A 6,907-nucleotide genomic window follows, 5' to 3' on the forward strand; every position below is an offset into this window, starting at 1 on the left:
TTTCGTAGTAGACCCGGTATGATGCATGTCATGGCTATTCAGGTGGGTTTGTCTGTTAACAAAACCTTAGTGCCTGAATAGCTTTTCTGGCTATTTCTCTCGCTTTTCTGTCCGGACTATTGTTATGGGTAAATTCATAAAGTTCGCCCTCTTCCCCCGCCAGCAATCCCGCAACGGTTTGAATCTCTTTGAGAAAGTCCTTAGGCTTAATTAGCTCTGATAGCTCTACTTGCGCTAATCTATCCGCTATCCACTTACTACCCTGCTTTGGGGTAAACTTTTCCTGTCCTGTCTCAGTCAGCTTAAACGCCAACTGTTGTAAAACTGGCTGACTCTCTTCAACTGCAGCTATCGTCAACTTTGTCTCTCGCCGATAGGGCCGATTTTCTAACAACAGGTCAAACATCTTCTTGTATAGCTTTACCCGTTTGTCCGGCAAATATTCAAACGCTTCGTAGGTGGCAGCGATGATTGTCACCAGCAACGGATTTTTTGCCAAATCATTCAGCGCCGGAGTCCTGACAATTTGGCCCATGAGTTCATTAGCAGCCTTAACGGCTTCATCTTCACACTGCGCTCGAGCCTGCACTTCTGAAAGCTGTTGCCCGTCAGGCTGTCTTTGACTTCGCTGCCACAGGGTTTCCCACTTTTTATGCCACAGCATTGCCCGATACCACTTGTTAATAAAGGCTTCTTTGTCTTTAACCGTAAAGTCCAATATGCCTACGCGGGCAATACCCTGAAATAGGCTGCTGTCATAACCATGGGGTCGAGACGTCAAAATGAACTGGCTAGGATAGGCCTGCATCTGCCAGTTCACCCACTTACTAATCTGTTCTCGCCGAGCGTTGGGCACTTCATCCAAGCCGTCAAACATCACCAAACACTTACCCTGATCCAGGCGCTGCTTAAACCACTGGGCCGAGACTTCTAAATCCTGACAGCGAGGCAGCTTGCTTACTTGACTCAAAATCAGCTCTGGCAAGGGCGGTGTTTGCTCATTCTGAATCTGACCGTGCATCGCCCGAAACAGCAGCAAAATAGGCAATCGATCAGCGGCACCAAACTGCTTATGGGCTTGATCGGCATAGTTAAGCGTCAGATAGCGAGTTAGTGTGGTTTTGCCATAGCCTGGAGCTGCGATGATAGCTAGCCGTCGATAGCGTTCGTTTACCAGCTGTTTGTCCCTAGGCAACAAATCCCAAATACGTTTAATCGAATCAGCATCCGTTGGATTATTAGGGTCTGAGTCTAGTCGTATCGGCACAAAGATTTCTTTGAGTTCCAACGGGGGCAGATCTGCCTTAAATCCTTCCACTTCTAGGGCATAGCAGTATGCCTGTAGCGCTTTGAGATATTTGGCATCAATGCCGGACCAGTTTTCGAGGGTACTATCTGCTCGTGTAGCCGCAGCCGTCCCTGCTTTTGTCCCCCACTTATTGGAAACCTTTTTGAGGGGAGCCATGAGTCCCTGACCAAAGGAAGTCAGTAACGTTGCTCCACTGGTCACTAGCAACGCAATCAGTGCCGAAGGAATCTGCTCACTAAAGAGGAAATACAGCGTAGAACCACCACTACCCGTAATCAGCAGCTTGATAAGTACGTCTGAAAACTGCTCGGATGGTGTAGGTTTAGGCGGCTGATTGTCAGGCGAAGTCATCGGTTACGATTATCTGAGGGAACTCACGCACCTATTCTACTTATGTAGTCTCAATTCCACGATAAAGGTCAGCTACGGCAAATTCCAAACCAATGCTAGTCAAAATGCGGTGCCCAATCTACGCACTGATATCAAAATGATCATAATAATTTTTGTTCTGCCAATGCAATAAACTGTTCGCTTTGCTGAATTAGGAGCTGAACCTCATCTACACTCAGACTGACATCATCAATACTGTAATCTCCTCTGGTTCTTCTGTCTTGAGCATTGATCAAATAACGATGAAACTCTACAGGCACTGAACCCGGTTTAGCAATCTCCCTACCAAATGCTGAAATAACAGCAGAATGGCTCGAAAAGGACAGTCCTTTCTGCCACAGAAATGCCTCAGCAATGTAGAACATAGTGTAATACGCTCTTGAACCAGCAAAATCATAGAGACCATTATCAGCCAATAGTTTAGACGCTGCTAAACTCTCTTTTGCTTTATCGATAAATGCGCTCAGATTAGCTGTCATACAGCTATGCCTTCTTTTCCGACATTAGCCAGGAAGGGAGTATTTTTCGCTTGAAACTTTTCTGCAGAAATAAAGTGTCGCGAGATTACCACATCAAACTCAAGACACAGGTGAGCAATAAAATAGCCTGTTCTATCAATTTCGTGATAAGGATTTACTGGCTCACTAAGAACTACCAAAATGTCTATATCAGAGTCTAAGCGACTATCGCCCCGTGCTTGGGAGCCGTACAAAATAATGCTTTGCAGCTTTTCTTGATACAGATCGCTAAGGAACTGCTTTACTTTCTCCAAAATTATGTCTAGCTGAGGATGCTTCATCGCTGCATTGATTGAAAGCTTTTTGAAAAGAAAAAATCTCGAACAGTTGGCAATAGACTACACACTAATCCATTTCAGAATTACTGTCTGAATTACTGTTGACAATCAGCTGGTATAACCCAGCTTCAGCATAATCCCACTCGATAGAGTCATTTTCTAGAATCAAGCCACATGGACTGACTTGTAAATCCTCAAAATCAGCCTCAGTAGCATTGGCTAGAGCAGAAAACTGAGTCACTGCCAGCTTGCCCTGAGTGCCATCCTTGAACTCAATGTAAAACTCACTATTTTCGTAGCGAGCGTTTACAATCTCCCAATGATCAGAAGTACGCTCAACAATATTCGTTTCGATTGCAGGATGAGTAGTCATGGGTGTGTATTACTCCCATTCAGGACGAGCTTGGGCAGGACGGACATGGATATGTGGAGGAACGTGATCGTTAGTCCACAAACGATACTCAATTCCGTTATAGCGAAAAAGAACTGGCATGAAGGTGTATTTTCTGTTCAGTTTGGAGGGGTGCGTTACGGCGGGGCCTAACTGCACCCTACGGGGTTATTCGTAGGCGTCCATGGGGAGGCAGGAGCAGACGAGGTTGCGATCGCCATAGGCTTGATCAATCCGATTCACCGTGGGCCAGAACTTGCGATCCTTTGTCCACTGTGTGGGATGCACCGCCTGCTCTCGGCTGTAAGGGCGATTCCACTCCGCCGTCAGATCAACTGTTGTATGAGGTGCATTCACCAAAAGATTATTGTCCTGGGGGAAATCACCCGCTTCAATTTGACGAATCTCATCGCGGATAGCGATCATCGCATCGCAGAAGCGATCTAGCTCGGCGAGGGACTCACTCTCGGTGGGCTCCACCATGATGGTGCCAGCTACGGGCCAGGACATGGTAGGCGGATGGAAACCGTAGTCGATCATGCGTTTGGCGATATCATCCACGTTGACATTGGCCGATTTCTTAAAGCTGCGCAGGTCCACAATGCACTCGTGAGCCACCAGCCCTGCATTGCCCTTGTAGAGAATGTCGTAGTGACCTTCTAGCCGTTTGGCAATGTAGTTAGCGCTGAGAATAGCGGTTTCGGTGGCGTAGGTGAGACCGGCGGCTCCCATCATCTGAATGTACATCCAGGAAATAGGCAGAATGCTGGCGCTGCCCCAGGGGGCGGCAGAGACAGCACCGACGGACTGCTCGGTGCCCAAAGTAGGCGTCAGGCTATGACCGGGCAGAAAAGGGACCAGATGCTGTTGTACACCGATGGGGCCGACACCGGGACCGCCGCCGCCGTGGGGAATACAGAAGGTTTTGTGCAGGTTTAGATGACACACATCGGCACCGATGTCGCCGGGGCTGCACAGTCCCACCTGGGCGTTCATGTTGGCTCCGTCCATGTAGACTTGACCGCCGTGCTGGTGGATGGTGTCACACACGGTGCGGATGCTGGCTTCAAAGACGCCGTGGGTGGAGGGGTAGGTGATCATCAAGGCCGCTAGGTTAGCGCTGTGTTTTTCAGCCTTGGCGATGAGGTCGGCCACGTCGATGTTGCCGTCGTCGTCGCATTTAACACCCACCACTTTCATACCAGCCATGACGGCGCTGGCTGGGTTGGTCCCATGGGCCGACTGGGGAATCAGACACACGGTCCGGTGATTGTCCCCTCGCGACTGGTGATACTGCCGGATTACTAGCAGTCCGGCATACTCCCCCTGGGACCCGGCATTGGGCTGGAGGGAAATACCGGCAAAGCCAGTGATTTCAGCCAGCCAGGTTTCTAACTGGTCAAACAGCACCTGGTAGCCCTGGGTCTGGTCCAGGGGGGCAAAGGGGTGAATCTGACCAAATTCGGGCCAGGTGACGGGCACCATCTCAGCGGTGGCATTGAGCTTCATGGTGCAGGAGCCGAGGGGAATCATGGCCGAGGCCAGGGATAGATCCTTCATTTGCAGCGCGTACATGTAGCGCAGCATCTCGGTTTCGGAATGGTAGCTGTTAAAGACGGGATGGGTGAGGTATTCGCTGGTGCGGGTCAGTGCTGCCGGAATGATGGGGGCAGACTTGAGGGTGTCTACCGCTGGCAGGGGTAGGTCACCGGCAAAGACCCGGAGCAGTTGGACAACCGCCTCAGGTGTGGTGGTTTCATCTAAGGAAATGCCGATGGTGGTGGCGTCGATGCGGCGGAGATTGATGCCCTGGGTGAGGGCGCGATCGCAAATCTCCCCAGCCTGGTCCCCCGCATCCACCGCCAACGTGTCAAAAAATGGCGTTTCCGGTCCTTCAAAGCCCAGCTTACTCAGTCCTTCTGCCAGCACTACCGTCAGCCGATGAACGCGGGTGGCAATTGCCTTGAGGCCGACGGGTCCGTGGTACACCGCATACATACTGGCCATCACCGCCAGCAGCACCTGGGCGGTACAAATATTGCTGGTGGCCGAGTCGCGGCGGATGTGCTGTTCACGGGTTTGCAGCGTCAGTCGCAGCGCCGGTCTGCCTTTGCTGTCTTTAGATACGCCCACCAAACGACCGGGGAGCTTACGGGCATAGGCGGTCTTGGTGGCAAAGTAGGCCGCGTGGGGGCCACCGTAGCCCAGGGGCACACCCAACCGCTGGGTGTTACCCACGGCGATGTCTGCGCCCATTTCACCAGGTGCTTTGAGCAGTGTCAGGCTGAGCAGATCAGCCGCCACGGTTACCAGGGCTCCCGCTTTGTGGGCGGCGGCAATGACCTTGGTATAGTCATGGATAGCGCCGGTACTGGCGGGATACTGCAGCAGCAGACCGAACATGGGCTGATTAAAGTCAGGCTGGTTGCTGACCACCACGTTGATGCCCAGGGGCAGGGCTCGGGTTTGAATGACTTCAATGGTTTGGGGATGGCAGTCCGCCGAGACCCAAAATGTTTTGGCTTTTTTAGCCTCCTTGTTTTTGCACACGCCCAGGCATAGGGTCATGGCTTCGGCCGCAGCAGTACCTTCATCCAGCAGCGAGGCATTGGCAATTTCTAGACCGGTCAGGTCGCTCACCAGGGTCTGGTAGTTGAGCAGGGCTTCTAACCGACCCTGGGAAATCTCGGGCTGGTAGGGGGTGTACTGGGTGTACCAGCCGGGGTTTTCTAGGATATTGCGCTGGATGACGGGCGGGGTGATGCAGCCGTAATAGCCCAGACCAATGTAGCTGGTGAGTACCTGGTTTTGGGCTGCGATCGCACGAATATTTTGCAGCGCCTCATGCTCATTCATCCCCTGGCCTAACGATAGGGGCTGAGATAAGCGAATCTCCGGCGGTACCGCCGTGCCAATGAGTGCCGCTAACGAGTCGTACCCCAGCATCGATAGCATCTGGTTAATATCCGTCTCAGCCAGACCGATGTGTCGCTGGGGAAAATCATTAGGTGTAGCTAACTCACTAGCCCAAGTATTGGAACGTGTGGCGGACATCGGCTGAGACTGTTCGTAGGACATTGCGCTCTAAATCTAAAAAATATAAAACTGACGGCGTTGCTGATCCCAAAAGCAAAAACCATCAGATTAACTCTGATGGCTCTAGGTACATATTCTCACCTATTTCCCTAGGGATTTCACTGGTAATTCCTAGTGAAGTCCCAAAATTAACCCATAGACTAGGTAGAAAAAGCTTGGCATATAGGGATTTTCAAGCAATGGGCCGCTTAAACCCCCTCCACCTGTTCCGCATATTCGTCTGCCGTCATTAGATCATCATCGAGATCATCCATATCATCAGCCTTGACCTTAATCAGCCAGCCATCGCCATAGGGGTCATCCCCAATCTGCTCCGGGGCATCTAGCAGCTGGTCATTGCGCTCGATCACTTCACCATTGACTGGAGATTTCAGATCTTCAACCGCCTTCACCGACTCGATGGTGCCAAACTTTTCACCAGCTTCCACGTTGTCACTGAGATCTGGCAGTTCTAGAAACACCACATCACCCAGTTGGTCAATGGCAAACTCTGTGATGCCGATGGTAATAATGTCACCATCGATCTTTAGATACTCGTGGGTATCGGTGTATTGCAAATTGTCAGGATATTCAAAGGCCATGGGGGTTCCTCAGTACGTCCATAACTCGCCAACAATGAGTCGCCCAATGCCTGTAGCTACAGGCGTTAAGCACGCTGCACCCTGGTGGATAGCATGCGTTGATGAAAAGTTTGCCACGGAAGTTGGCCCAATAGATAGGGGTTAACAGACTTTTTCTATATTTTCTAAGTTTTTACAGGATTTTTGGACGAACTTACCTCAAAAAAACAGGGATGCCATACACTAGCCGCAGTACAAATAGACACAATTCGATTCCCTCGACGGCATCCATGGCAAATTTCACTGACGATATCCCAGAAGCCCGACGTGAAGCGCTTATACCCATAGCCGAGCCATCACAGCCG

6 protein-coding genes are annotated in these 6,907 nt (G+C 50.9%); all 6 read right to left on the reverse strand.

Features of this window, described 5'->3' with window-relative positions; translation table 11 throughout:
- Positions 1–55: 55 nt before the first annotated feature.
- Positions 56–1,660 carry an NACHT domain-containing protein gene (locus tag IQ260_RS25100; RefSeq protein ID WP_193995816.1) on the reverse strand — a complete coding sequence of 535 codons (1,605 nt, stop codon included), beginning with the start codon at positions 1,658–1,660 and terminating at the stop codon, positions 56–58.
- A gap of 140 nt (positions 1,661–1,800) precedes the next feature.
- Positions 1,801–2,178 (reverse strand): HEPN domain-containing protein, encoded by a 378-nt coding sequence (locus IQ260_RS25105; RefSeq protein ID WP_193995817.1) that lies wholly within the window; start codon positions 2,176–2,178, stop codon positions 1,801–1,803.
- Positions 2,175–2,498, reverse strand: coding sequence for a nucleotidyltransferase domain-containing protein (locus IQ260_RS25110; protein ID WP_193995818.1), 324 nt, complete (start codon positions 2,496–2,498; stop codon positions 2,175–2,177). Before IQ260_RS25110 ends, IQ260_RS25105 begins: the two co-directional genes overlap by 4 nt.
- A gap of 64 nt (positions 2,499–2,562) precedes the next feature.
- Positions 2,563–2,868, reverse strand: a complete 306-nt coding sequence (locus IQ260_RS25115) for a DUF2442 domain-containing protein (RefSeq protein ID WP_193995819.1) — start codon at positions 2,866–2,868, stop codon at positions 2,563–2,565.
- 186 nt (positions 2,869–3,054) lie between these two features.
- A complete protein-coding gene (gene gcvP / locus IQ260_RS25120; RefSeq protein ID WP_193995820.1) occupies positions 3,055–5,964 on the reverse strand; it encodes an aminomethyl-transferring glycine dehydrogenase in 2,910 nt (969 codons plus the stop codon).
- A gap of 206 nt (positions 5,965–6,170) precedes the next feature.
- On the reverse strand, positions 6,171–6,563 hold the full coding sequence (gcvH, locus tag IQ260_RS25125; protein ID WP_193995821.1) for a glycine cleavage system protein GcvH: 393 nt from the start codon (positions 6,561–6,563) through the stop codon (positions 6,171–6,173).
- Between the last annotated feature and the right edge of the window lie 344 nt (positions 6,564–6,907).

Source organism: Leptolyngbya cf. ectocarpi LEGE 11479 (assembly GCF_015207065.1).
GTDB lineage: Bacteria > Cyanobacteriota > Cyanobacteriia > Phormidesmidales > Phormidesmidaceae > Leptothoe > Leptothoe ectocarpi.

Coding starts and splice junctions, on each gene's coding strand:
- IQ260_RS25100 (WP_193995816.1), bottom strand. CDS start 1,660: ATGACTTCGCCTGACAATCAGCCGCCTAAACCTACACCATCCGAGCAG.
- IQ260_RS25105 (WP_193995817.1), bottom strand. CDS start 2,178: ATGACAGCTAATCTGAGCGCATTTATCGATAAAGCAAAAGAGAGTTTA.
- IQ260_RS25110 (WP_193995818.1), bottom strand. CDS start 2,498: ATGAAGCATCCTCAGCTAGACATAATTTTGGAGAAAGTAAAGCAGTTC.
- IQ260_RS25115 (WP_193995819.1), bottom strand. CDS start 2,868: ATGACTACTCATCCTGCAATCGAAACGAATATTGTTGAGCGTACTTCT.
- gcvP (WP_193995820.1), bottom strand. CDS start 5,964: ATGTCCTACGAACAGTCTCAGCCGATGTCCGCCACACGTTCCAATACT.
- gcvH (WP_193995821.1), bottom strand. CDS start 6,563: ATGGCCTTTGAATATCCTGACAATTTGCAATACACCGATACCCACGAG.